This is a genomic window from Empedobacter sp. UBA2044, assembly GCF_002333005.1.
Classification (GTDB): domain Bacteria; phylum Bacteroidota; class Bacteroidia; order Flavobacteriales; family Weeksellaceae; genus Empedobacter; species Empedobacter falsenii_B.
On the sequence record NZ_DDBA01000041.1, the window covers coordinates 3,052 to 3,612 of the forward strand.

General features: G+C 46.9%; 1 rRNA gene (only partly in view). It reads left to right on the forward strand.

Annotation, left to right across the window (positions count from 1 at the left end):
- Nucleotides 1-561, forward strand: a 23S ribosomal RNA gene (locus B4E59_RS14690) (it extends past both window edges: 747 nt to the left, 1,684 nt to the right).

The following is a 561-nucleotide window of genomic DNA, read 5'->3' on the forward strand; positions in this document are numbered from 1 at the left end:
AGTCAGTAGTATTAGACGCGAAACCTTGTGATCTACCCATGGGCAGGTTGAAGCTTTGGTAACACAAAGTGGAGGACCGAACCGGTTGACGTTGAAAAGTCTTCGGATGACCTGTGGGTAGGGGTGAAAGGCCAATCAAACTGGGAAATAGCTCGTACTCCCCGAAATGCATTTAGGTGCAGCGTTTAGTAAAGTATATTAGAGGTAGAGCTACTGATTGGATGCGGGGGCTTCACCGCCTACCAATTCCTGACAAACTCCGAATGCTAATATATGTTTCTAGGCAGTGAGGGCATGGGTGCTAAGGTCCATGTCCGAGAGGGAAAGAACCCAGACCATCAGCTAAGGTCCCCAAATATATGCTAAGTTGAAAAAACGCGGTTGGATTGCATAGACAGCTAGGATGTTAGCTTGGAAGCAGCTATTCATTTAACGAGTGCGTAACAGCTCACTAGTCGAGCGATCCGGCATGGATAATAATCGGGCATAAGCATATTACCGAAGCTATGGATTAGTACATTAGTACTACTGGTAGGGGAGCATTCTAACGGCGCAGAAGTC